The organism is Chitinophaga sp. 22308 (assembly GCF_052045305.1).
Classification (GTDB): domain Bacteria; phylum Bacteroidota; class Bacteroidia; order Chitinophagales; family Chitinophagaceae; genus Chitinophaga; species Chitinophaga varians_A.
Genome location: NZ_JBQEOP010000001.1, coordinates 166,689 through 192,855 on the forward strand (window position 1 = coordinate 166,689; position 26,167 = coordinate 192,855).

16 protein-coding genes and 2 tRNA genes are annotated in these 26,167 nt (G+C 48.1%); 8 read left to right on the forward strand and 10 right to left on the reverse strand.

Features of this window, described 5'->3' with window-relative positions; genetic code table 11:
- The first annotated feature begins 134 nt into the window (after positions 1 to 134).
- Positions 135 to 962 (forward strand): hypothetical protein, encoded by an 828-nt coding sequence (locus tag ACTJJS_RS00675; protein WP_168869788.1) that lies wholly within the window; start codon positions 135 to 137, stop codon positions 960 to 962.
- A 78-nt stretch (positions 963 to 1,040) separates the two neighbouring features.
- Here the strand turns inward: ACTJJS_RS00675 and ACTJJS_RS00680 are convergent, their stop codons facing one another.
- The 8 genes from ACTJJS_RS00680 to ACTJJS_RS00715 all read right to left on the reverse strand — a co-directional run bounded on the left by ACTJJS_RS00680 (position 1,041) and on the right by ACTJJS_RS00715 (position 12,258).
- Positions 1,041 to 1,844 (reverse strand): hypothetical protein, encoded by an 804-nt coding sequence (locus tag ACTJJS_RS00680; protein WP_440662029.1) that lies wholly within the window; start codon positions 1,842 to 1,844, stop codon positions 1,041 to 1,043.
- Between the two features lie 12 nt (positions 1,845 to 1,856).
- Positions 1,857 to 2,642, reverse strand: a complete 786-nt coding sequence (locus ACTJJS_RS00685) for a hypothetical protein (RefSeq protein WP_440662031.1) — start codon at positions 2,640 to 2,642, stop codon at positions 1,857 to 1,859.
- A 22-nt stretch (positions 2,643 to 2,664) separates the two neighbouring features.
- The gene (locus ACTJJS_RS00690; protein WP_440662032.1) at positions 2,665 to 6,129 is read right to left on the reverse strand and encodes a carboxypeptidase regulatory-like domain-containing protein; all 3,465 of its coding nucleotides are present in this window, start codon (positions 6,127 to 6,129) and stop codon (positions 2,665 to 2,667) included.
- Positions 6,130 to 6,237: 108 nt separating this feature from the next.
- Complete coding sequence (locus ACTJJS_RS00695; protein ID WP_440662033.1) at positions 6,238 to 7,245, reverse strand: FecR family protein; 1,008 nt, start codon at positions 7,243 to 7,245, stop codon at positions 6,238 to 6,240.
- An 83-nt stretch (positions 7,246 to 7,328) separates the two neighbouring features.
- Positions 7,329 to 7,883 (reverse strand): RNA polymerase sigma-70 factor, encoded by a 555-nt coding sequence (locus ACTJJS_RS00700; RefSeq protein ID WP_440662035.1) that lies wholly within the window; start codon positions 7,881 to 7,883, stop codon positions 7,329 to 7,331.
- Positions 7,884 to 7,991: 108 nt separating this feature from the next.
- Positions 7,992 to 11,276 carry an RHS repeat domain-containing protein gene (locus ACTJJS_RS00705; protein ID WP_440662036.1) on the reverse strand — a complete coding sequence of 1,095 codons (3,285 nt, stop codon included), beginning with the start codon at positions 11,274 to 11,276 and terminating at the stop codon, positions 7,992 to 7,994.
- Positions 11,277 to 12,043: 767 nt separating this feature from the next.
- Positions 12,044 to 12,126: transfer RNA gene (locus tag ACTJJS_RS00710), tRNA-Tyr, on the reverse strand.
- Between the two features lie 58 nt (positions 12,127 to 12,184).
- Positions 12,185 to 12,258: transfer RNA gene (locus tag ACTJJS_RS00715), tRNA-Asp, on the reverse strand.
- A gap of 172 nt (positions 12,259 to 12,430) precedes the next feature.
- Here ACTJJS_RS00715 and ACTJJS_RS00720 point away from each other — a divergent pair.
- Positions 12,431 to 13,384, forward strand: coding sequence for an acetyl-CoA carboxylase carboxyltransferase subunit alpha (locus ACTJJS_RS00720; protein ID WP_168869781.1), 954 nt, complete (start codon positions 12,431 to 12,433; stop codon positions 13,382 to 13,384).
- Between the two features lie 81 nt (positions 13,385 to 13,465).
- Positions 13,466 to 14,341, forward strand: coding sequence for a 4-hydroxy-tetrahydrodipicolinate synthase (gene dapA, locus ACTJJS_RS00725; protein ID WP_440662038.1), 876 nt, complete (start codon positions 13,466 to 13,468; stop codon positions 14,339 to 14,341).
- A gap of 106 nt (positions 14,342 to 14,447) precedes the next feature.
- Here the strand turns inward: dapA and ACTJJS_RS00730 are convergent, their stop codons facing one another.
- A complete protein-coding gene (locus ACTJJS_RS00730; RefSeq protein ID WP_168869779.1) occupies positions 14,448 to 15,356 on the reverse strand; it encodes a ribonuclease Z in 909 nt (302 codons plus the stop codon).
- Between the two features lie 77 nt (positions 15,357 to 15,433).
- The gene (locus tag ACTJJS_RS00735; RefSeq protein WP_168869778.1) at positions 15,434 to 15,808 is read right to left on the reverse strand and encodes an STAS domain-containing protein; all 375 of its coding nucleotides are present in this window, start codon (positions 15,806 to 15,808) and stop codon (positions 15,434 to 15,436) included.
- A gap of 305 nt (positions 15,809 to 16,113) precedes the next feature.
- Between ACTJJS_RS00735 and ACTJJS_RS00740 the strand changes: the two genes are divergently transcribed.
- The 5 genes from ACTJJS_RS00740 (at position 16,114) to cmk (ending at position 25,642) form a co-directional block, all read left to right on the forward strand.
- Positions 16,114 to 18,648 (forward strand): ATP-dependent Clp protease ATP-binding subunit, encoded by a 2,535-nt coding sequence (locus ACTJJS_RS00740; protein WP_343745276.1) that lies wholly within the window; start codon positions 16,114 to 16,116, stop codon positions 18,646 to 18,648.
- An 858-nt stretch (positions 18,649 to 19,506) separates the two neighbouring features.
- Positions 19,507 to 21,174, forward strand: a complete 1,668-nt coding sequence (locus ACTJJS_RS00745) for a hypothetical protein (RefSeq protein WP_440662041.1) — start codon at positions 19,507 to 19,509, stop codon at positions 21,172 to 21,174.
- A gap of 98 nt (positions 21,175 to 21,272) precedes the next feature.
- On the forward strand, positions 21,273 to 23,285 hold the full coding sequence (locus ACTJJS_RS00750; RefSeq protein WP_440662042.1) for a hypothetical protein: 2,013 nt from the start codon (positions 21,273 to 21,275) through the stop codon (positions 23,283 to 23,285).
- 8 nt (positions 23,286 to 23,293) lie between these two features.
- On the forward strand, positions 23,294 to 24,877 hold the full coding sequence (locus tag ACTJJS_RS00755; protein ID WP_440662043.1) for a T9SS type A sorting domain-containing protein: 1,584 nt from the start codon (positions 23,294 to 23,296) through the stop codon (positions 24,875 to 24,877).
- A 75-nt stretch (positions 24,878 to 24,952) separates the two neighbouring features.
- Positions 24,953 to 25,642 carry a (d)CMP kinase gene (gene cmk, locus ACTJJS_RS00760; protein WP_440662044.1) on the forward strand — a complete coding sequence of 230 codons (690 nt, stop codon included), beginning with the start codon at positions 24,953 to 24,955 and terminating at the stop codon, positions 25,640 to 25,642.
- Positions 25,643 to 26,167: the final 525 nt, after the last annotated feature.

The window sequence follows — 26,167 nt, forward strand, 5'->3', positions numbered from 1 at the left end:
TTGTATGCCCGATAACACCCCTTTATAGCATAATAACCGGATAGGTTATACGTTTTTCACCTAAATTTGGATCTGAAAAACTTATAGCCAACAAACAATCCGGATGCTCATAAAGCCGCCGGGCCCATAGGAGTATGAAGAAGAATTTATTTACGGCTGCAGCTCTGCTGCTGGCTTCCTGCGCTTTCGGTCAAACTAAACCGCTCATCGGAATTTTTTTCAAAGGAACTGACAGTACCGGTCAACAGGCTGCTATTCGGAATACCGTGGAAGACGCCTTCCTGCGTGCCAAACGCTTTGATTTTGTGGAGCGTGGTGAAATGAACGAAATAAAATCCCAGCCAACGGAAAGTGCACAGCTGGAGGCTATGAAAGAGCTGAAAGCCCAATATCTGCTGGTCGGTAATGTAGTGAGCGTAATGGAAGACCAGAAACAAGCCAAACTGCCGGTATTCGGTAATTCTGTGACCCAACAGACGGAAGTCATCTTTAATGTGAAAGTGCTGGATGTGAATTCCGGTGAACTGGTGGCTGCTGGCAACTTCTCCAATACCGGCAAGGGAAAGAACGGTTTCCACGATGCGCTGGCCGGTACCCGCCCGCGCCTCGACAAATTCGTTAAGGACAACTTCAGACTGATGGCCACCATCGCTTCCGTAGAAGAGAAAAATGCTTATGGCGACGCAGTGAAAGTGCTGTTGTCAGCAGGTAAAGCAGTAGATCTCCGCGAAGGCGACGAATTTAAAGTCTACGAATCCGTAGAAGTAAATGTGGACGGTAAAAAAATTACCCGTAAGAAAACTGTGGGAAAGATCATCGTTTCCAGGATAGAGGATGAACACTTTAGCGTTTGTGCCGTTGTGGAAGGCGCCGGGGAAATCACGAAGCTGGTCGGCAATGGAGCCACCCTTCGTTGTGAACTCACTGCAGAAGCTCCTAAAAAATTGTTTTTCCAGAAATAAAGCTATACAAAAAGCGGCTGCCTTAAAGCAGCCGCTTTTTTATTTTAACTCTTCCAGCGCTATCACTGCTACATCTATTTACCAGGTCCTGTCAGGATAAAAATACAAACGGGTCGCTTCCAACTGGATCGGGTTATGGATCAGGAAATACGGCTGAACCAGGCCTTTTTCTCCGGTAAGTGGCAGGTTCATGCCAAAGGCGGCGACTTTGCTGCTCTCTTCATCGTCCCCAAAAGCCCACTGGTCTGTCGTACCGGCTTTGGTAAAATAAATGGTGGCGGCATCCAGTTTGTTTTTGGTATCAAAATCAGGAGAAGGGAGATAGTCTGCATATACCCAGGTATTGGGTTTTATATTTTGGGCGATGTATACTTTATACTCTTTGTCTGTGGTGGCGTCTTTCCGATAGAGGAAAATGTCGAAAGGCTCGTCATTATTGGTATAGCGGACGTAGAATCCCAGTTTGTTAGTGGCAGCGTCGGCGGAGGGAGGATTTATCGCCAGCGCTTTACCATCTAAATAAACGACATTGAAATTGGCTTTAGTGCCGCTGGAGGGCAGCGGTTGACTGAAAATAACCGCTTTGGTGGCCGTGTCGGTAATGGTCAGCGTCTGGATGCCCTGGTGATTTAACGGGGATGTATATACGGCATTAAAGGAAATCATTGACGTCGGTTTGACGATAAATTTTCCGTGTATGGAAGACACGTCGTATTGAGTGGTGTCAATAGATACCTGCCATGCATGATCGCTGCCGTTATAACCGTTAATGACTACATGCATGATCTTTTTTGCCTGTAGGTCTTCTTTGTTGCAGGCGAAGAAAAAAATGCTGCATAAGAAGATCACGGTGTTGATAATATATTTGGGTAAAGACTTCATGAATCGTTGTTTTTATAATTCCAGATTTTTGTTAAATCTTATGCTATTGCCGGTCTCGCTTTCACTGAAAATATAGATGGTGGAAGACGGGCTGGAGGCGGCAGGCGTAGGTGCGCTGGATGATGTGGGATGCCAGCTGTACACTGTACCCTGTGTGTAAAACTCGTTGGTACCGGCTTTATAAATATAGGCTTTGAACAGCACAGCGGTATTCTGCCCGTTGTATTGCTGGCCAGTGGTGGAAAAAGTTGATAACGTCACCGTTTCACTGAATTCGTTTGGCTTTACATTTTTAATGCGGGTGATTTCTTCGAACACTTTTGGAGTGAAATAATATTTCCCCAGTACGATATCTACCGGTTCACTGTAATGGGTCAGGGTAGGCGTGAACAGGTAGGATATTTTGATTTTGCCGTCTTCTTTGGGCTGTTTCTGTGGCATGTTCATGACCTGTCCGTTCATGTAAAAAAAGCTGATAACGGCAGGACCTTCGTCTTTTTTTAATTCTTTTTCCAGTATGATTTTCCCTGTTTCTTTTCCGGAGATGGTCAGTTTTACGGTATGCTGGTTGTCCGGGAAGGTATAGGCCTCGCTTTGGTTAAAGTTGCCACTGTTCAAATTGTATTTGAATTTAAAGGTGTCCACTTTTACTTCCAGGTCTTCGCTGCCGCCGTTGTATCCTTTGATGGTGACTGGCAGCATGCCGCCTTTAAAGAGGAAGTCCGCTTTTTTGTTACAGGCCGCTGTTGTCAGCAAAACGACGCCTGCCAGCAGTGTAAATATTTTTGTGTGTTTCATTTTTCTTCTTTTGGAATGATCGTTAGAATGTATAGGAGAGCGACAGACTGAAAGATGTTCCTACTTTGCGAATGAAGGTGTCTTTATCTCCGATCCTGGTTTTGGTTTTTCCATCTGCCGATGTTTCATAATGACCTTCTTCATATTTCTGCGAGAAACCTTCTTTCCATTCATAGATGTCGCTCCATTCTGTGGCCGGTATTTGTGACAGGGAAAGGCCGTTCCATTTGTCCTGATATTTATAGGTGTCGGTGCTGTTGATGTAAAAACGGTAAGCGCTGTTGGTGATGTTGCTGATATTCAGTTTTACGTTCAGCTTTTTGTCTTTCAGGAAGGCGTAGCTCAGTTGCGCGTCTACCTGGTCGCGTGGCCGTTCGTATTCCACGATATTAGGTGTCATGCCGGCGGTAAAGGTTTTATAGCCCATGTGGTTGAAGGCCACGTTGGCGCCTAAACGATTACCGGCATATTGAACGCCGATATTGTACAATACCGGTACCTGGCCGTACAATGGGCGCTTTTCTTTCTGCAGCGTTTTGGTGCGGTATTCATACCGAACACCATATTTATCTTCCGAAAGACCTTTCCCCTGGAAGATGCTGGACTGTACTTCAGAACTTTGAAGCGTAAGGTTGCCGCTCACGAAGATATTGTTCAGCCATTTCCAGCCGGGGTTCATAAACCCAAGCCGTTTACGGATGTCAAATTCCCAGCCTTTCACCTTGGCCCATTCAGAGTTTTGGGTGGTCACGTATACCCTCATGGTGGCATCCGGCTGCATGCGGTATATCTCTACCGGTTTATCGAAATACTTATAAAAGAAGCCTGCGGAGATGACTTCACCAGGCTGAGGATACCATTCCAGGCGCAGATCGTAGTGGTCTATCAGGGTAGACAACACGCCTTCATTGCGACGGTAGGCGCCTATTCCTGGGTCATAGCGGATCATGCGGGAGTTCTCGATCAGTGCGGGCCTTACTACTGATTGCGCGTAGGCTGCCCTGATGTTGAAGTCTTTTATCGGTGTGGCGGTGAGACTGGCAGAAGGAAGGTAACGCCACTTTTTTTCTTCTGAGGTAGGATCGGCGAAAGGAGAGACGATCTTGCCGCTTTCCGGATCAACATATTTAAGCTTTTCTCCCTGTTCTATCATCGTGGCGATAGTGAGGTCGTTGGAGCCGTTTTTCAGCCTTTCGTATTGATAATACTCTGCCCTGATTCCCCATACCAGGCGCAACCAGTTGGTAATACGGTTGTCCATCATGCCATAAACTGCCTGGTTGGTATTTTTCCCTTCATAACTGTTACGGGAGAACGAAGCGGGATAATACATCAGGTCTTTCAACGGATCATTGAATGCCAGGTACCTGGTCCATTCCTGTACCGGCACAAAAGGATAGGCGCTGCCCTGCGGTTCTACAGAGCCAATAGGTAAAACCATCCAGTCGTATAATCCCTGGCGTTCCATAAACTGGTAACCGGCTTTGATGGTTTGTTTTTGTCCCAGTGTTTTGAAATGATAGCTCAGGGCAGCTTCCGCTATTTTGTTGGTTTCTTCATATAAATACTGTGCTCTGTTGAAGGTGCCGTTGCCCGGGTTGGTAACGCCGCTGGGCATAACATTGTGCGTGGTGTTGTTGAGCGTACGGGTAGGCACCAGCCACGCTTCCACCGCGTCTTTTTCCAGGTTGGTGAGCTTGTTGCGGGCCACGTTCCAGTCAAACTGAAAAGCCCCCAGCGTATGCTCGCCACCGATGCGGTTTTGCAGCAGGTCGATAAATTTTGGGCGGTCGTATTCCCTGACAGCAGGAGCATCTTCATAGCCAATCTCGTTACCCCAACCTACAAGGCGGGAAAACTGGTTGTTGAACACCCGGGAATAGAAGTTACGTACTGTGATTTTATGGTTTTTGGTGCTCCAGCCCATGTTGAGCAAGGCGCCCCAGGTGGTGTTAAAATTATAGTGTTTGGAAGTGGTAGGCTGTAGCTGATCACCGGTGACGGCATCATAGGCGGGTGCGCCAATTTTCTCCCAGTCGCCCCGCTCAAAGTGGGAGATATCATCAATAGACTGTTCATTGCGATAGCTAATGGAGCCTACAAAACCAAAACGATGTTGTTTCAGCTGATAGCTGCGGCCAAGGCTGAACTGGTAATTCTGGCCAGGCGCCGCCCTGTAGGTCCTGGTGCCCATTCTTTCCAGTCCGCCTATTCTTTTGTTTTGTTCGGCGATCATCGCCGGTGTTATCTGTGCAACGCCCGGTGTTGGCGGGGCATTGGGATTTTTGGGGTTATAATTTTGGTTGTTGAAGGTCAGCAGGTCGTCCGGGAAATGTTCTCTGCTGCCGTCGTCAAAGCCCAGGTAGTCTTTATTGCCACGGCCATAGCCCAGGAATTCTTTCCCGGTGCTGCCTGCTGTGTATTTCCCGCCGATGCCGATGGTGGTAAAGTTCTGATGCGGAATGGCGAACGTGTTCACCTGTATGAGGCCGCCACCAAAGCCAAAGCTCATGTCTGGTGTCGAGGTTTTGGATACGATCACATTATCAATCAGGTTACTGGGGATGATGTCAAATTCGAAATCGCGTACCTGCACGTCGGTGCTGGGCAGGATGGCGCCGTCCATCATGGCAAGATTGTACCGCTCGGCGATACCGCGTACGACTACACGCCGGTTGTCGTTGGTGCTGATACCGGAAATCCGTTTCAGGGTTTCGCCCACGTTTTTGTCAGGCAATGCCGCAATCTGTTCCCTGCTGATGCCGTTGATGATGCCGGCTTCGTTCTTCTGACGGGCATAGAGAGCATTGATAGTTTCTTTTTTTACAGAAGAGGTGACTACTACGCCGGCCAGTGTTTTTTTCTCTCTTTTGAGGGTAATGTTTACGTCGAAGGCGGTTGCGTCTTTTACATCTATGTCGGTGATCAGCTTGGAAACATAGCCGATAGAGGATACTTCAGCCTGATAGGTTCCTTGGGGCAGGACGACGCTGAATGACCCGTCTTTTGCGCTGGTCGTGCCTTTGTCTCCAATACGGATGGTGACGTCCGGCAGTGGGTCGCCGTTTCCTTCGTCAATCACTTTGCCGGTCACGCGCCCGGGCACTTTTTTGGCAGGGTCGGAGGCGGCTTTGTAAGCAGGGTCCGGAACGAGGAAGATCAGTTTACCTTTGATGGTATAAGTGATCGGGCTTTTGTCGAAGATGCTTGTCAGTACACTTGTCAACGCTGCATCTGATAAGGAGAGTGTAACATTTTTGCCATAGGCTGACAGGGAGTTTTCGGAATAGGAGAAACTGAAGCCTGTTTGTTGTTCAAGCTGGGTGCAGGCTTCCCGTAACGGGGTGTTCCTGAATCGCACGGATATTTTTTTGCCGGCATCTTGTGCTGATAACGCAACGTTCAATACCAGCAGGCATCCCAGTAAAAGAGTACTGAATGCTTTTCGGGGCAGCATGCTCAAATGCCCCGTTCGGATTTTTTTCATACTTTTAATTGTTGTTTGTGTTATGGAAATGGCCGCCTTTGGATTCCCGTCCCCGGCGGCTTTCATGGCGCATGTTTATTTCCGCTTCTGTCAGCAGGAGCGGATTTTTTATTGTATCAATACGGTTTGACCGGACTTTTTTATGGTTACACCGGCTGTCATGGCTACAATGTCCAGTGCTTCCCCTGCCGTGGCCTGATGAAGGGTGGTGGTGATGATGCCGTCGGCAAGTTCCGGTCTGGCAAAACGGATGCTGATGCCATAGTACCGTTCCAGCTCGGCCGCCACTTCTTTCAGGGATTGTTTGCGGAATGCCAGTATGCCATGCCGCCAGGCACCTATGCGCTCTGTATCGGGCAGCGTGTGTACGGTGGCGTGATGAGTGCCGGTGTCGAAGACTAACAGCTGCCTTTGGGTCAACGAGGCTATGTTGCCTGCTGCGGGCTGCTCCTGATCTATAACATTGACGGCTCCTTCGGCAACCGCCACTTTGATGGAAGGCTCCGTGTTACGGTAACGGATGTTGAAAGCGGTGCCAATATCAACGGTGGTAAGGTTATTCGTTTGAACGCTGAAAGGATGCCTGCCACCATGTTTTACAATGAAGTATGCTTCTCCTTCAAGAATGATTTTCCGGTTGGTGACGCCGTAGTTCTTGTTGTATCGCAGGCTGCTGGCGGCGTCCAGGTATACCTGCGAACTGTCGGGCAGTATAATGCTGGTCCTTTTGCCGGCTTCATTATGCAACTGTACCCATTGCTGTTCCCGTAAAGCCCGTTGTTGTTGGTTTTGCTGCCAGTACCGGCCAGTGAGTAGAATAATGCCTGCGAATGCCGCCGCTGCAGCAAGTTTCCACCAACGGACACGTGGTAACTGTTTTACAGGCATTGACGGTTTTACCAAAGCAAGGTATTCCTTGTACTTTTTGTCTGCATCAGTTTCAGGTGCGTATGTTTCGCCGGAGACTTGCTGCCAGTCCTGCAACAGCCATTCCTGAAGGCTTTCCTCATAGGCGGGATGGTGCAGGTACTGCCGGATCGCGGCCAGTTGTTCCTGGGTACACCGGTCATTTATATATATCCTGATAAGTGTTTTGTCTACGGGTTGCTGCTGCATACAGACAGGTGTTTAATGCTTTTACCTGCGTATATCCCTCCGCGTTAATATTCCCCTATGGCGTAACAATTTATTAACACTGGCTATAAAATGATGGAGGCCAGATGTTGGGCGAGTTGTGTGCGTAATTGTTTTAATGTGGCGGAGATCTGGTTTTCCACTGTTTTTGGGGAGATGTTCAACTGTTGGGCGATTTCCTTGTAAGTGAGGTTTTGTTCCCGGTGCAACAGGAATATCCGGCGCCGTTGCTCGGGAAGGCCGGCAAGGCTTTCCTGGTAATGACGCATCAGTTCTCCGTACAGCACAGGGTCATTGGCTGTGGCCGGATCGGTGGCTTCTCTTCCTGCATCAAGGGAAAACAGGTGGTCTACCTTTTTCTGCCATGCTTTGATAACACGGTTGCGGGCAATGGTAAACAGGTAGTTTTCAAAAGTGGCGGGGTTAGTGACGGACTGCCGGCACTGCCAGACTTTGACCAGTATGTCTGTGGTGAGGTCTTCGGCATCCGTCTCGTTTTTGAGATAGCGGAAAGTGTAACGCAGTAGCCTTTGGCGGTAATAATGAAATACCGCTTCAAAAGCGGTATCATCTCCCTGCAGCCAGCGGTCTATCGGGCCTGAAATGTCCTCATGAGGCATATTGTTATCGTGCTGTTGACTGCAAAGAAAAAGAATTTGTATTAAGGGAGTATTAAGAAAAACGGGGCATGCCTGACGATATTGTTATGAGAGGCATGCCCCGTGTTGCTATTGGGCAGCAGGGACCTGGTATTGGTAGTCGAACTGCTTTACAATTTTACCATCTATGTCTTTGATAAGTTTCAGACGGCCAAATGTGTCATATTCGTAATAAACAGTTTTACCCGAAGGATCTGTCTCACTTGTTGCTCCCAGTAATGGGTCATAGGTGTACGTGCTGACCGTAGCGTTGTTCAGACCTGTTCTCAGTTTGTTTAGTTCACTCCTGAGCTGTTGATCACTGGCGGGATTGTTCAGCACGTTCAGGTCCACCAGCGAAGCTGCCTGCGTATAGGTGGCGCCGGTAATGCGGGCTACAGGGAATTGCTGTTGATATCCCCACAGATAGGATACGGGAATATCGTTGTTTTTCTGGACTGAAAGGATGCTGCCGGCGTCTCCGGTAGTCACCGTGTTTTCCGGTTGATAGCGGCTGTCTTTTACAAAAGCGGATTTGTTGCCTGCCGGAAGTACGCCAGGTAACTGATTGGAAAATTTGAAGCTGGCATAGGGAATGCCCTGGTCTGTTTCCAGCCGGTATGTTTGAGCAGGCATGCCTGGATTTGCCGGGTTGTAATGTGTGGCGCTGCCCGACGTGATTCTATTGTTCTTTGTACTCACTTGTTCGACCGGCAGGATTAGAATATTTTTATTGACCATGCTGTCGATGAAAGCTGTGCCGGCAGTATAATCCGTAGGATACGCGAAATAGGATTTTTTCCATCCGTCGCTGATCTCTTCTGCAATGGATAAGGGCTGATAATGCCGGAAGCTGTCGAAAGACTCGTAAGTGTAATGGGTCCGGTTAACGATGGAATCTCCTGTGGACGTGTAAACTGTCTGGACGATACTGTCTTGTAACGCACATCCCATGGGAGTAGGGTACTCCATATATACAAATGTTTCACCGGAAGGATCTCTGCCATCGTCGTACGCGAATTTGTCCTGCGCTGCTTTGAGCGCATCCAATATGCCCGGCTCGCTGGCCATGGCGGGAGTTTGATAGTAGGAAAGGACCTTTTTTACCAGTTTACCGTTGGTGTCATATGCATACATTTCTTTCTGCAGCCCCAGTTCCCAGTCTTTCAGATAGGCGGGAGGGTTAGGGAACAGATTCTCTGCATTAGATCGTGAATCTTTGAAAGATGAGTATTTGTACACGTTTTTTCCATTGGGAAGTATTTCTTCTACTCTTTGGTAACCAATCGGACTACCGGATGTATACAGCATAGCCTGGGTGGGGCTGCTAGCCCTGGTGAAGTAGGTGGCAGTACTTAAATTTTTAACAGGCTGGCCTCCTACATCTGTAATTTTGTATTTTCTGGTATCATAGATACGATCATAAACGGGAAGCTTTCCCATTGCCCCTGAAGAGGTAATGCCATCTTCCTGAACATACCTGAAGCTGCGTGACTGTATAACATTGGTAAAACCATCTCTGACCTCGATTTTTCTTATTCTGCATCCGCCGGTGAGAAAGCTGGGTATTATCATGGAATCCGGTACGATCTCATTCCATTTTAAAGAGAAGGTGAACGGATTGTCCAGCGGATCTGTATAGGTGGAGCTCCATACGATCTGGTATTGTCCGGCTGGCATGCTCAGTAAGTTGCTGCGGACCACGGTCTTCCCATTATTATCACTATAGCCAAACGTGGCAGAGGCGTAAGTTTTGGTTCCATCCAGACTTTTGATATTAAACGCAAACGCAAAACGTGTGTCCAGCCCATAGGGATAGTCGCGAAAGTAAAAGGTGAAATCAATCGTTCCTGGCTGTCTGTCATTATAAAGAGAGAATACTTTGCTTCGGGTTGTTTCATATCCATTCAGGAAAGTAGATTCTGTCTTGCTCCGGTAGTATCGGCGCATAATAGTGTCAGATACCCGGTTAGGCTCATATTCGAAGGTGGTGGTCCCTCCTGTGGGATAGGTTATTTTGTTAAGTAATCCTGCCAGCGCTGCGGTCGAGTCAACGCTCCGGTCGCCGGCCAGTAATGAATTGGCAGGAGGCGTTCCTGTACCCGTGTTAGCGAATATATATTTTTCAAAGTCTTCCAGCTTTGGTATCAGGGTTACATTGTTTTTCCCATTATGGTATCCCCAGTGGTCCTGGCTATAGGATAATCTGGCGGGTAAACCTGGATTATAGGTAAAGACGTGGGCTGGTTTCTGTTGGCTGCCTGCAAATTCCTGTACGCTGGTAAGGGTTAGCCTGTTGCCGACAGAATAGTCGTAATTAAGTTTCACACCTCTTTGGTTACGCGTGTCATAGATGATGCTGTCCAGCTGCTGGTCTCCGGGAAGGTCTGTCCTGGCATTTCCATATTTAAACCGGACATCCCTGTTTCCCGGCAATATTATCCTGGAAATCCTTTTACCGTATATATCAACGCTACTAGTTGATGTCCTGAAGTTCTCCGCCGGATTGTCTCCGGGTATATTGAATTTCAGGAGATATTCCCGGGTTTGGGAGATACCGGTAGTATATACTGAATGATATCCTTCATATTCATAAAGAATGCTCATACCCGGTGTCGGCAGGACCACTTTAGAGAGATGCCAGGCAGAGGTGTAGGTCACATCGCCAAGGTTGGTATAACGTGCAGCTGTTGTTTCTTTCACATCGAAGACATATTTTACACCGTCGGTATTTGTAATGATAAAGCCGTCTATAGGGCTGTCGTTTGCGGGAAGACCACTGCGCAACAGTTCTATCCTCACGCCCGACCGGGTAGCCAGCATAATTTGATTGACATTGTTTTTTCTTTTCCCGATATAAAATTTTCCGGAAACGCCATTGAAGTTGAAAGTAAAGACATCCGGCTCACTGTCTTCCTGGCCAAAAGAATACCTCTCCAGCATCTGTTTGGTTTGGTTAAAAGGAGGCGCGTACATAAAGCCAACGGAAGGATAGTCATCCGGAAGGCCTACTGCACTGCGGTTGACAGACCCACCTGCCCCTAATGACCAGCCAATGCCTACATTCGAAGGCATCTCGTCTACTTTGATGCCGCCTGCATGGTAGCTCATATCAATAGCCAAATGATAGTTCAAACGGGGAATGGTATACGTAAAAACCGGTATGCTGATATTGGGAACACCGGTATAGTAACCTACAGGCACCAATGCAAATTTATCCATAGCCGCGGCAGTGGGAGAGGGCGCAATCACGTTAAATGTAGAATTGCCGTTAGGATCCTGTCCCGATACCGCTACGGGAAGGATAAAAGCAAGATACAACAGGATGAAAGAAACGGCGAGTGGCCTAACAAACCAATTTACATAGTTCTTCATAAAAAAGCAGTATAAGGATTATTAACAATTCATGTTTTGCATTTAAAAAATGCCCGTGGGTAAAGGCATTCCGAACATTATACTGGTGGTTGGTCAGTGCCACCGTACAGAAAATTTTGGTTGACCTCTTTTTTGGCGTTACTAATATAATATATCTTCTGAATTTTTTTGAATTTATATGTTCCCGTGTAACGTTGCTGGCCGCACGAAATGGCGGTACTTTATTTGAAAAAATAAAAAGAGGAATAGTTATCCACTATTCCTCCGGATGGTGGGGGGTGTGAAATCGGCCGTTTATACACTGTTTTTACCCCTGAAGGTTCTCCGAACACTATAACCCAGGCTCATAACAATACAAGCGGGGCATATGCCAAACCTGAAAAAGGTAAGCGCTACCTTTTTATACCATGGCAGGTTTGCGGGAATAATGGGACAGCTGACGCCATCGCCTTCATATTCCCTAATGCCCCATACATTGATACTTTCTTTCATGATGTACGATTAATATGGTTTACCCAAGGAAATGATACAGGCAGAACCCGATCAAGGTAACTGAAAGGATACACAGAATAATTTTCGTTTGTTTTTTCATGTTTGCAGATATTAATTATTGATAAATGAGAGAACGCATTTGAACAATTAATACCTGCGGCTTTCAATTATCACCCGGGAAACAAAGGAATTTGCAGTAGTGGGAGGGATGTAAGCTGCAAACGGCCGTAAAATGGAAAAAGCCTCCTGAACTTGCGTCAGAAGGCTTTTTAGCGTGGGCAGGATAGGATTCGAACCTATGAAGTCGAAAGACAGCGGATTTACAGTCCGCCCCATTTGGCCGCTCTGGAACCTGCCCGATATTGAAAAGAGAAAAGAAAAAGGAACAGACTTGTGTCTGTTCCTTTTAATCCTTGCGGACTGGACGGGACTCGAACCCGCGACCTCCGCCGTGACAGGGCGGCATTCTAACCGACTGAACTACCAATCCTTTCCCAAAAAAATGTGCTGTTTTACCAGCTATCTTTCTGTGTCCCAAGACGTTGTGTTGTTCCGTTTTGGGATTGCAAAGATAGCAACAAAGATTCCAATTAAGCAAATCTTTTTTAAAAAAAATTTTCAGCACTATCTTTACACCCGATCTTTAACCAATTAAACTATTTATGCAATTCCTGGATTTCGAAAAACCTATCGCGGATTTATATGAGCAGCTGGCTAAGCTGAAGGAGAATGGTGAAAAGTCCGGGGTGGATGTTTCTGCTACTGTGAAGGAATACGAGCAGAAAATTGAAGACACCCGTCTCAGCATCTACACCCACCTCACCGCCTGGCAGCGCGTACAGCTCAGCCGCCATCCGGATAGGCCCTATACTTTGGCGTATATCGAAAAAATGTGCACCAATTTTATGGAACTGCACGGCGACCGGAATGTGAGAGACGACAAAGCCATGGTAGGTGGCTTTGCTGACCTGGATGGAGAAACCGTGATGTTTATCGGTCAGCAGAAAGGGGTGAACACTAAAATGCGCCAGCTCAGGAATTTTGGGATGGCCAACCCGGAAGGCTACCGTAAAGCGCTCCGCCTCATGAAACTGGCGGAAAGATTCAACAAGCCCATTGTTACCCTCATCGATACTCCCGGCGCTTATCCGGGCCTGGAAGCGGAAGAAAGAGGCCAGGCAGAGGCCATCGCCCGCAACCTCTTTGAAATGGTAAAGCTCCGTGTGCCGGTTATCTGCATCATCATCGGCGAAGGCGCCTCTGGTGGCGCGCTCGGCATCGGCATCGGCGACCGCGTGCTGATGCTCGAAAACAGCTGGTATACAGTGATCTCTCCGGAAAACTGCTCCACCATTCTCTGGCGTAGCTGGAACTTCAAGGAAAAAGCAGCGGAAGAACTGAAACTTACTTCCGATTACATGAGCCAGTTCGGCCTGGTAGACGGCCTTGTCCGTGAACCACTGGGCGGCGCACACGTAAACCCGGACGAAATGGCTTCCATCCTGAAAACTAAAATCAAGGAAACACTGGCAGAACTGAAGAAAATCGACCCCGATGTACGCATCGAGCAACGGATCGATAAGTTCTCCCGCATGGGCTTTTACGAAGAACACTAAAAAAAATTTAGAGATCACAATAAAAAATTAGAATTTCGGCCTTCGGAATTCTAATTTTTATTTTTTCCCGTAAAAACACACATGGAACAGTTAAAAGGCACCGGGGTGGCTTTAGTAACACCCTTTAAAGCAGATGAAAGCATAGACTGGAATGCTTTGGAAAACCTCATCAACTATGTAATTGAGGGTGGCGTAGACTATGTGGTAACATTAGGTACCACCGGCGAAACGCCCACGCTTTCTGCAGATGAAAAGCTGGATTTGATGAAATTCACTTTCGAAAAGGTGTCGAAGCGGGTGCCGGTAGTGGTCGGCATCGGCGATTATAATACCCGTGATGTTGTAAAAAGACTGGAAAAATGCCCGCTGGACGAGGCTGCCGCTATCCTCAGCGTAGCGCCTTACTACAGCAAACCTACACAGGAAGGTATCTACCTGCACTATAAAACCATCGCTGCTGCTTCTCCCAAGCCCATTATCCTCTATAATGTGCCCGGCCGTACCGGTCGCAACATGACTGCGGAAACTACACTGCGCCTCGCGCATGAAGTGGAAAATATTGTGGCCATGAAAGAAGCGTCCGGCGATATGCAGCAGTGCATGCAGATCATCCGCGATAAACCGAAAGATTTCCTCGTGATCAGCGGTGACGACGCCCTGGCGCTGGCCCAGCTGGGCTGTGGCATGGACGGTGTTATCTCCGTTGCGGCCAACTATTTCGCGAAAGACTTCTCAGCATTGGTAAAAACAGCACTGGAGAATAACTTCCCCGCTGCCCGCGCACTGCACTACAAGATGATGCAGGGCTTTGACCTGATGTTCTCCGAAAACAATCCTGCAGGCATCAAGGCTTTCCTGAGCCATGCCGGTATTATCGGCAATTATTTCAGACTGCCGGTAGTTCCCGCTACTGACGCACTTTATCGTCAGATTGGTGAATACCTGAAACAATACTAATAATTACGAATTAGTAATTACGAATTACGAATTGAGGGCTTTCTTATAGAGCGGTTATTAACTAACCTTTCCATATGAAAGCCCTCAATTCGTAATTCGTAATTGATTATACGTAGTAAGTAACGCCCTCTTCGGCAATATCCGTGGCCGCAAATACAGGCCTCGTTTCTTCCAGGAAAGGCTGCAAATCGGTGTATTTTGAAGAAAAATGGCCTATCAGCAACCTTTTGGCGTCCGCAGCGGCGGCAAGGGAGGCGGCCTGCACGGTGGTGCTGTGGTAACGCTCCGCTGCACGGGTCTCCAGGTCATGCAGATAGGTGGTTTCATGATACACCAGGTCTGCCTCTCTCAGCCAGGGGAGAAGTTCAGGATCGTATATAGTGTCGGCGCAGTATACATACCGCTTGCCTTTAACAGGTGGCAACGTCACCCAGTCGTTTTTGACAACGGTGCCGTCTTTTCGCGTATAATCTGCGCCCTCCTGTAGTTTTCCATAGTAGGCGGCAGGTATCTCGTAAGCCTTGGCCTGCTCAGGGATCAGTTTCCGCTTCTTTTTCTGCATGGTAAAAGAAAAACCGAAACAGGAAATCCGGTGCTGCGTGGGAAAACAGCTGACAGTCAGTTCTTTGTCTTCCAGGATGATACCGCTGTAACCCGGTTGCAGCGGCACAAAAGACAACTCATAATGCAACTGTGTGCCGGAGCAGTCCAGCTGCAGCTGGATAATAGGCTCCAGCTCCGGTGGCGCATATACGCTGAGGGGCTCTGTCCGCCCCATCAGGTTCAGGGTGTTCAACAGGCCAATCAGCCCGAAATAATGGTCGCCATGCAGGTGACTGATGAAAATATACCTGATTTTGCTGCGTTTGATGCGGTATTGTGCGATGCGAAGTTGGGTACCTTCGCCACAATCCACCAGCAGCAACTGTTCATCACAGGTAACGATCTGTGCGGTGGGGTGCCTGTCCAGCGTGGGGATAGCAGAGTTATTACCTAATATTGTTACTGCAAACATATTGTGAAACGTTTCGCTGTCTGCTTCTGGCCCTAACCATTTTTGACGGCTACAGGCGGAAACAGGACCGCTTTTTATCAATCCAGTCCGTTCAGGAGCTCTCTCTCCAGTTCTTCCATCATCACTAGGTCGATGGCTTCAGCCATCGTGGGAGCAATATTCAGCATATCACCACCTTCGGCTTTCAGTTCTTTTGTTAAAGCACTGTTAACGCCGGTAAGCGCACAGGAACGGCCTTTGTCATACATGTTTTGGTATACTGTTAAAATGGCTTGCATGCCCGCAAGGTCGTTTTTTTCGACCAATGTCAGGTCCAGTATAAGATTGCGGGTCTCCAGCTCCGGCAGGGAATCCAGCGTGGAAATCAGATCGGCTGACAAATTAGCATCCAAAGCAGGTTCTTCAGGACAAAAAACAACAATTTTTTCTTTGGTATCAATTTTGAATTTCATGCGTTGGACGTTGTTTTATACATTTAGTTAAAAAATCAATTTAAAGAGGGAAACCCAGCCTATAAAAACTAAAATAAAAAGGAGATCAAAAACAAAAGCCGCTTTTTCCTCGTAAATAATTTTGACGCTATCCCCGCTTTCAACACAAAAATAAATCTTATACTATTAAAGTGTAAGTTGTTTGAGTTCAAAAAAGGAATAACTTCATCTAAAGTAAATAGCGTGATAATCTAAGTTCAGAATTATTCGTTATTATTGTATAAGCAAGCCCCCGTAAGGGTTTTTGATCATTTAATATTCTCACAATGGACCAGAATTTTTCACCGCAAGTTAAGGAGATCATTTCGTTCAGCAGAGAGGAAGCTTTACGCCTGGGGAATGATTTCATCGGTACTGAACACCTGCTGTTAGGTATTATCCGGGAAGGCGAAGGCACGGCCGTAAAGATTCTGCAGGCTTTAAACGTAGACCTATACGAATTACGTAAAGAAGTAGAATTAGCTGTTAAAGATAAGACTGGAAAAAATATTGCCAATATTAACAGTCTACCCCTCACCAGACAGGCTGAGAAAGTCATCCGGGTAACGGTACTGGAAGCGAAAGCGCTGAAAAGCGCCACCGTGGAAACCGAACACCTCATGCTTTCCATACTCAAGAACAAGGAAAACGTTTGTACTCAAATCTTACAACAATTTGACGTGGATTACGATACTTTTAAAAACGAACTGGGCTTTGTAAAATCTGCCGACCCTAAATCCGAATTCGATGATCCGGGTGAAGAGGAGTTTGAAGACGAACGGAAGAGTTTTGCATCGAAAGCCAAACAGACCAACACCAAATCCAAGACACCCGTACTGGATAACTTTGGCCGGGACATCACCAAGCTCGCTGAAAGCGGCAGCCTGGACCCGATAGTTGGCCGCGAACAGGAAATTGAACGTGTGTCACAGATCCTGTCCCGCCGTAAAAAGAACAATCCCATCCTGATCGGTGAACCCGGCGTGGGTAAAACAGCCATCGTGGAAGGCCTCGCACTGCGCATCGTGCAGCGTAAAGTGTCCCGCGTACTGTTCGACAAACGCGTGGTAAGCCTCGACCTCGCTGCTCTGGTAGCCGGTACCAAATACCGTGGCCAGTTCGAGGAAAGGATGAAAGCTATCATGAACGAACTCGAAAAGAATAGGGACGTGATCCTGTTCATCGATGAAATTCATACCATCGTAGGCGCCGGCGGCGCTTCCGGCTCACTGGACGCCTCCAACATCTTTAAGCCCGCCCTCGCAAGAGGCGAGCTCCAATGCATCGGCGCTTCCACCCTGGACGAATACCGCATGTATATCGAAAAAGACGGCGCACTGGACCGCCGTTTCCAGAAAGTAATGGTAGAACCACCCAGCGTGGACGAAACCATACAGATCCTCAACAACATCAAGCCCCGTTATGAAGAATACCATAACGTGAGCTACTCCGACGCTGCTATCGATGCCTGCGTGAAACTGAGCGACCGCTACATGACCGACCGTCTGCTGCCCGACAAGGCCATCGACGTGCTCGATGAAGTCGGCGCCCGCGTTCACCTGAAAAACATCAATGTGCCGCAGAATATCCTCGATCTGGAAAAACAGATAGAAGATATCAAACAGGAGAAAAATAAAGTCGTTAAAAGCCAACGCTTCGAAGAAGCCGCTGCACTGCGCGATACTGAAAAGAAACTGGGTGAAGACCTGGAACGCGCTAAAGCCATGTGGGAAGAAGAAGTGAAGCATAAACGCTACCCGATCGATGAAGAAGCCATCGCCGAAGTAGTGAGCATGATGACCGGCATCCCTGTTAAAAGGATGGTACAGGCTGAAACTGAGAAACTCCGCCGCATGGGCGAAGACCTCAAAGGCGCCGTGGTGGGACAAGACGATGCTATCAGCAAAGTCACTAAAGCCATCCAGCGTAACCGCGTAGGCCTGAAAGACCCGAAAAAACCAATCGGTACCTTTATCTTCCTCGGCCCAACCGGCGTAGGTAAAACCGAACTGGCCAAATCCCTGGCCCGCTACATGTTCGACTCCGATGAAGCCCTCATCCGTATCGATATGAGCGAATACATGGAGAAATTCTCTGTAAGCCGCCTCATTGGAGCGCCTCCGGGATATGTAGGTTACGAAGAAGGTGGTCAGCTGACTGAAAAAGTACGCCGCAAACCTTACTCCGTGATCCTGCTCGATGAAATCGAAAAAGCACACCCGGATATCTATAACCTCCTGTTGCAGGTACTTGATGACGGTATCCTCACCGATGGCCTCGGCCGTAAGGTGGACTTCAAAAACACCCTCATCATCATGACCTCCAACATCGGCGCCCGCCAGTTGAAAGACTTCGGTGCCGGCGTAGGTTTCACCACCTCTGCCAAGGCAATGAGCGAAGATGAAAACACCAAATCAGTGATCGAAAAAGCACTGAAACGGACTTTCTCTCCGGAATTCCTGAACAGAATCGATGATGTGATCATCTTTAACTCCCTGAGCAAAGAACACATCTATACCATCATCGATATCACCATGAAGAGCGTGCTCAAACGCCTCAATAACCTGGGCTTCAGCCTGGAACTGACAGACGAGGCAAAAGGCTTCCTGGCAGACAAGGGCTACGACCAGCAGTTCGGCGCAAGACCACTCCACAGGGCCATCCAGAAATACCTGGAAGACCCGCTGGCAGAAGAAATCCTCAATATGAACATCCATGATGGTGATATCCTCGTCGCTGACCTCGACAAGGAAAACCAGAAACTGGTGTTCACCCTGAAGAACAACTCTTCTAAAAGCAAATCAGAAAAATCTGAAGCGTAAGTAGAACAACGCATATAAATTATCTACAAACGGCCGCCTGTAAAAGGCGGCCGTTTTTTATTCCTTGTGATTAACCATGCTTATATGCCCACCGCTTTGCCTCCTCAATCCCATTTCATAAATCAGCCAGCCTTTTACTATCACCTCTCATCCTTTCCCACCTCTTTGCCTCATTTTCTCCTTTTTGCCTCCTTTTTAGCCTTTTTCTTCAATTTTGATCCTCATTCATACCTGGCCCCACCAAATCTTTCCAACCCCTTCTTCCTCATCCTCACTTCAACCTTTTGCTCCGTTTTTCTCTTTTGTCTCATTTGCTTGTTTTTCTTCAATTTAGCCTTCCTAAATCTACCTGCCTCGTTATCTCTTCGTTCCGTTTTTCACCTTTTTGCCTCATTTTCCCCGTTTTTACTCAATTCTGTTCCCTCGACCCCGATACAGACTGTGAAATCCCTTGCCGCAATCGCCCCTTTCTCACATGAAAATGTTAACTCACCTCTTTTTCAAGATAAGTTAACGGCCTGTACACGCTTTCCCGTGTCCCCACTGGCTTTTGGAATCGATGTCAAAGCCTCCGCCACGCACAAAAAGAAGGTATAAAAAATATTATTAAAATATAAAATATAGCATAATAATGTCATTTTTGAAAAAATCATAATACATACCTTTGTCACATGAAATAATATTGACCTCTATTATTTTTTGTATGAGAATTAGATATACATCCGACTCTTATACATATTATAAAATTGCCTATATCTTTATTCTGACTTCCTTATAACCGAACACACGTAAAATAATCAAGTCCGCTCCCATGCGCGGCCTGCTGGAAGATCATTTTAACTATTTATCCTTATACCAATGACTAAATCTTTACAAGTCGCATTCCGCGGTGTTTTACTGGGAAGCCTTACCTTGTTGGCAGCAGATACCTACGCTCAGCTTAAAGTAGGTAATCAGCCAACCAAGATCAACAAATCTTCCGTACTGGAACTGGAATCTGACAGACAAGGTCTCTTGCTTCCACGTCTGACCTCTTTCACTGCTATCGATGCACTGACTCCTCCGGATGGGATGATCGTTTATCTCGAATCTACTGACGTTACCCAAAGAGGCCTCTACATCAGAAGAAACGGTGCCTGGGAGAAAATGGCGAATGATAAAGACGCAACAGCCAACTGGAAACTGACCGGTAACGACGCTGTAGCCGGGAACTTCATCGGTACCAACGCAGGCAGCGTGCCATTGGTATTAAAAGGCCAGGGCGTAGAAGGTCTGATCATCGACAACGGTTATGCCTTCCTGAAAAAACTGGACGTGGTGACTGCCGGTGTAGACGTGCTGTTGGTAGACCCAACCAGCGGAAAAGTATCTTCCCGTAAAATCAGCGAGACAGCCTTCACCTCTGCGATCAACTCTATCAATGGTCTCACAGGCGCTAATCAGACACTCTCCACTGCAGGTGGCACAGATTATTCTTTTAACTCTACCGGCAATGATCATAAACTGACAATCGTTACCCAGGATGGTACCAAAACAGTCGGTCTCCTTTCCAAAGCTGACTGGGACCGCCTCGACAAAGCTGCGAAAGCTCTGGTAATAGGTACCTTCAATCCTACTTCCACAGGGTCTGGCCTGAGCATCAGCCCGGACGCGCTGGGTACTCCATACCTGTCTCTCCACGCAGCTGACGAAACCAATCCCGGTGCGCTGACAGCCACTGCCCAGAACATCGGCGGTAATAAAACCTTCAAAGGCAGCATCACCGTGGAAAATGGCGGCACTATCAGCGCTGGCCTGACCGTTAACGGTACTTCCAGCCTGAAAGATGACGCGGTAATCGGTAAATCCTTACAGGTAGGCACAACCACCGAACTGAAAGGTAAAGTGACCCTCGGCAGCGTAGCTACCGGTACAGACGCCAATACGGACGTGCTGATGCTGGGAACCGGCGGCGAAGTAATTAAAAAGACATTGCCAACTGCTGCTTTCAGAACATTTGCAAACGGCACCGACGGTCCGGATGTACACTATGCCGAAGACGCTGCTGCCAATACGCTCACCCTCCACGTTCCTTCTGCTTCCCTCGTGGCCGACAGAGGTCTGGTAACCAATATCGGTCAGACTTTCAAAGGTGCTAAAAAGTTCAACGATGACATGGCTGTTCGCACGAAAGTAATCGTAGGCGATACAACAGCGACTGCTAACTCTACCCTCCAGGTAGCCGGTTCTATGTCGCTCAACATCACCAATCAGAACGCTAGTTACGTGATGACGGATAATGATAACACCATCCTCATGAACTGCACCAGCGGCAATCTCACTGTAACATTGCTCCCAGCAGGTCCCAGAAAAGGACGGATCGTTACCATCAAAAAAATTGGTGGAACATTGACCAATTCCCTGCAAATCCTGACAGCCTCCGCTGCTGAACACATCGAAGACGGTACAGACTACTTTATTTATAATGACTGGACTTTCGTAACCCTGCAATCTGACGGAGCCAACTGGTTCATCATCAGAAAATAGGAAATAACGGTCAGGGGTATACGTTTATATGCGTATAGTCCTGACCGTTATCTGCCTTTTGCCGGTCCTGCCAACTTCCATGCAATTAATTTATGAAGATGACTGTTTTAAGATATTTACCCGTACTGGGTCTGGGATTCCTTTTTTCTGCCCGGGCCACTGCACAACAAATGAAACTGGGGCTTCAGCCAACACTGATCAAAAAAGAAGCGTTGCTGGAACTCAACAGTGACAACCAGGGGCTGCTGCTGAACAGGGTGCCCAAAAGTGCCATCAGCACCGGCGGAGCTTTGTTCAACGCCAACGACGGTATGTTTGTGTATGTAACAGACCCGGGAGAAAAATGTCTTTATATCAAAGCAAATGGAGCATGGAAAAAACTGGCGGACTTCTCGTCCATCACAACGGACAACGTTCCTGAAGGCACTACCAACCTGTATTTTACGCAGGCCAGGGCAAGAAGCGCCTTCTCCGCCGGTAATGGTATCAATATCAGTGCTGCCGGCGTTATCAGTAATACCGGTGTGCTGACTTTCAACGCCCGCACCCCGGATGCTGTGGGAAATATTGCACCAGCGGCAGGTGACTATGCATCCTTTTATCTGCCCAAAGCTACTCAGCTCACACTGACTGCAGGCACTGGCATGAAAGCCACTACCACGGCTACCCAAAACCTGAACACCAATCCTTCTTTTACCATTGACGCTGACAATGGATCGGCTATCTGGAACGCCAATAAACTGTCGTCCGTAGCGGTGTCCACTACTGCGCCTACTGTCAACCAGGTACTGACGTTCAACGGTACACAGTGGGAACCTAAAGCACCAACTGGGGTTACCGGCAACTTCATCAACAACAATGCTGCTTTGCAAACAGGCGCCACATTTAATATCGGTGGAGATGGAAGTATAGGAGGGAACCTGCAGGTAGGTGGCAACTCAACAATGTCGGGAAATCAACTGTTGATGGGCAAGCTTACATTAAACAGCCTGGCTGCTGTTACCCCCGGCGCCGCTAATACTAAAGTGCTGTCACTGAATGCCGCCGGCGACGTGATCGTTACACAACATGCCTATCTCACTCGCAAAATAAAACTGGTGGCGGGCTCCGGTGTCATTAACTTCGGTGCCGCCGGAGAACAGGACCTCTCCGCCGACAGGTCTTGGCAGATCAGCGTGGACAGCGCCAAAAACATCTGGAACGCTAATAAAATCCAGAATAACCCCGTCGCTACTACCGCTCCAAACGATGGCGATGTATTGAAATGGAACGCCACCACCCAAATGTATACCCCAGCTGAAGATATTACTGGTGGCGCTTCTTACGGTACCCTGGCGACCAGGGATATCCGTAATGCTGACGCCCCCGATGAACGTTATCGTATGAAAATCTGGCAAGGCCCGTCCCCGTCAGATCCGGTGAACGCCGGCACGGTACAATATGGCCCCGGCGGTACCAGTGCATTTGCCTGGAGCGTGCTGGCTTTCAGGTCAGGCAGCTACACTACTCATCTCTATTTTGATAAAAACACGATGGCCATCCGTGAATGGCAGGGCAGCCAGAAGCCGTTGAGCGCAAATGCCGGCCCTCCTGCCAATCCATGGTACAAAATGGTGACAACCTACGGCGATAACTCCTTTACTCCCGGCGGCCTGCTGTTTGGTTATCGTACCAGTGACGCTACTTCCGAAGTAGCACAGGATGCTGGTAACCTTTTCTGGGATAATACCAATAAGGAATTAGGGATCAACACCAGCAATCCACAGGCTGCCCTGGATGTAAATGGTGATTTTAAATTGGGTGCAAGTGGAAATGTGCTGACAGGGATGTTTAAATTCCAGATGACCTATACCGGAGGTAATACAACAGTTGCTTCGGCGAGGCAAACTATCCTGAATATTACGGTACCGGCAGGAACACCAGCAATGACTACTGATGCAACTGTCCTCGTTAGCCCTGTGGCAGATATGACCGGAACAAACGTTGCCGTGTCTATCGGTTGGGCAAGGGTCAATTCCGCCACCCAGGTCAGGATATGCATTGCGAATGGAGGAGGTGGTAACTATACGCTGAGCAACAACACCAAATTCAACGTCACCGTCATTCAATAAATCTTATTTTGAGAAAACAGCTACTCGTCATCGCCATATTTCTGCTGGGATATATTTTGCCGGCAACAGCGCAACAGGGTGTCTTCATCCCTGATGGCGCTTCCGTATGGCTTTCCGGTAACTCAGGTGTTTTTTCAGACCTTACCAACAACGGTATCCTGGGCTCCAATCCTTCGGCTACCCTGTATTTCCTCAGTAAAAAATGGACTAACGGCAACGCTGCTACGCTGCCCGATGAAAGTGCCGATGGCCGCTCCGGTACCGGCGGCAAATTCCTCTTCATGGGCCAGAACCCGCTGTATGGCAACGTAGGAAGGCAGCTGGTATTCGGTAATTACAGCCTCGCCACCAAACAGGGATGCAGTTTCCCCAATCTCGAAATCAATAACAGCGCCGGCCTGCTCCTTGATGATTTCAGCGATCTTAAAATCAGGAACAACCTGCATTTTACAGACGGGCATATTTTCCTCAATGGCTGGAACCTCCTCGTCGGTGAAAATAATCCCGGTACCATCACAGGGTACAGTGACCAGCGTTTTGTCGTGAATGGCGCCGGTGTGGCTGGCGGCGCGCTCTACCGTGCAGGCGTCACGGATGCGGCCAATAAAGTCGTTTTCCCCGTGGGAACGACCATCAACAACTATTCGCCGGCGGCCATCCTGCTGGACGGCGCAATGGACATGTTCAGCGTGCGTGCCTATGACAGCGTGTACAGCCTCGCTATCAGCGGCCGCGCCTATCCGGACAGCTTTGTCAACAAAACCTGGCAGATCACCCGCGCCGGCTCAGGCGGCGAAGCCACTGTGATCCTGCAACACATGGATGCGGATGAACTGCCGGCCTATACCGCTGCACGCGACAGCAGCTATATTACCCGCTTCACCGGCGGCGTATGGGACCAGGTGCCTTACCTGGCCACCCTGCCCAAACCCGGTACACTCACCACTAACGGCCTCGCTACGCCGGCGACGATGCATATGCGCGTTTTCACCGGCCTGGGGAACAACGAATATTTTGCCAAAACAACCCTGATCAGCAAATCTAAACCTGCTATTTTCCTTAGTTTCGAAGCCTATCGCATAGCACCGCTTATGGTGCAGCTCGACTGGACCACCAGCCGTGAAGTCAACAACCTGCTGTTTGAAGTGGAACGCCGCTACGAAAGGGAAGAAACGTTTTCCCGTATAGCCACGGTGCCTACCAAAGCGCTCAATGGCAATAGCAGCGTGCCGCTGAGCTATACAATGCAGGACCTCAACGACTACGATGGCTGGACCTACTACCGTATCAAAGCCGTTTCCCGCAACGGCAAGGAAGTATATTCCGAAATCCGCGCTGTACCACCGTTTGTACAGATCGATGTATTCCCCAATCCGAACAATGGCAAGTTCAAAGTGCGTATCCGTGGCATAAGAGGCCCGCTGATGATGCAGCTCCGCGATACCTGGAGCCAGGTGATGCGCGAGTATGACGTACGCCAGGATAATGACCTGAGCGTGAGCGACCTGCCTGCCGGTACCTACTTCATGGTGCTTTATCATAAAGACACCCAGAAAGTAGCCTACACCTGCAAGGTGATGGTGATACCGTAGGTTTGTTTTGCTTTTTTCGCATAATTCCCTCAATTTTGTGGGGTTATCTCTGTAGGCGGTTTTAAATAAATAAGGTTGAAAAAAATCATCATCACGATAGATGGCTACTCTTCTTGTGGCAAAAGTACGTTGGCAAAACAACTGGCTAAGAAGCTGGACTATGTCTATATAGACAGTGGCGCCATGTATCGTGCGATCACACTTTATTTTCTGCAAAACCGCGTGGACTGGGCTTCCCAGCAGGCCGTCGTGGCTGCCCTGGCAGACATACACCTCGAGTTTGAATACAATCCCAAATCCGGTGTCAGCGAAATGCACCTCAACGGAGAAAATGTGGAACACCTGATCCGCGAAATGCTCGTGGCGGAAAAAGTAAGTGAAGTGGCCGCCGTGAAAGAAGTGCGCGATTTCGCCGTTGCCCAGCAGAAAAAAATGGGTGCCCGCAAAGGTATCGTCATGGATGGCCGGGATATCGGGACCGTCGTATTCCCACATGCTGAACTTAAAATCTTCATGACCGCGGATATCGCTATCCGGGTAGAACGCCGCTTCAGAGAACTCTACGAGAAAAATAAAAACATCTCCATAGAAGAAGTAAAAGAAAATCTGGAACTGAGAGATTATATCGATGCTAACCGCGAAATCAGCCCGCTGCGTAAAGCTGATGATGCTATAATACTGGATAACAGCCAGTTAAGCCGGGAAGACCAGATGGACCTCGTCATGCAATGGGTGGAAGACGCCACATTGGCCCACACTTCATGAAATATTATTTTCTTTTATTAAAAGTCTTTTTATACATTTGCCATGTCCCTGCCTAACCACCAGCGGACTATCCCAATAATTTTCCACATCCTGAAGAATTTCCTGCTGTTTATTTGTATGCAAAACTATGTCGCCAACTGACAGGGTTTTCCATGCTTTGACCTTATCTGACCTGAAATATTGCCAGGGTATTGAATGTGGGCAATGTTTTTGCGACCGGCTGATGCCTGTCCGCATAAACATGCAGTAAGACAACCATTGAAACTGTGATCGCTGAAGCGTAAAAGATATAACTGTCTTTATGAAGTCTTATTTGTAAACTATATCCACAAAACCTTTGCTATTAACCGATTATTGAACTTAACTATAAATAAATTCCGCCCGGCACGGCTTTTTGCATCCTGTCTGGCATAAAGAGAAATGTGGGATGGCGTGGCTTGCCATGGCCGTTCCATATTTTCAGTAGGTGTATTCGGTTAATAGGAAGAAGGGGCGAATTCTTTCGCCCTTTCGCTTTTTAAAAAA